We start from the raw sequence: 299 nt of genomic DNA on the forward strand, positions 1-299 counted from the left end.
TGGCCGCCTGATGCGCCTGCCGCGCGCCGACTGGGGCAAGGCGGTGGCTCATGCGGGGCACGGCGTGACCATGGCGGGCGTTGCCGGGCTGACCGCCGGGACGGTGGACGACATCCGCGTGGCCCAGATCGGCCAGCCGTGGGAGGTGGGCAGCTACGAGCTGACCCTCAACGACGTGCAGGTGGTGCGCGGTCCGAACTACGTCTCGACCTTTGGGTTCCTGACGCTCTCGCATGATGGCCTTCAGTTTTCCGAACTTCGGCCCTAGAAACGCTTCTACCCGGTGGCGCAGATGCTCA

1 protein-coding gene is annotated in these 299 nt (G+C 67.6%); it reads left to right on the forward strand.

All coding sequences use genetic code 11. The features are described from left to right. Positions 1–268: cytochrome c-type biogenesis CcmF C-terminal domain-containing protein (locus AB2B41_RS23445; RefSeq protein ID WP_367880241.1), on the forward strand; the 268-nt coding region annotated here is incomplete at its 5' end. Positions 269–299: the final 31 nt, after the last annotated feature.

It is taken from the genome of Sulfitobacter sediminis, from assembly GCF_040811725.1.
GTDB lineage: Bacteria > Pseudomonadota > Alphaproteobacteria > Rhodobacterales > Rhodobacteraceae > Sulfitobacter > Sulfitobacter sediminis.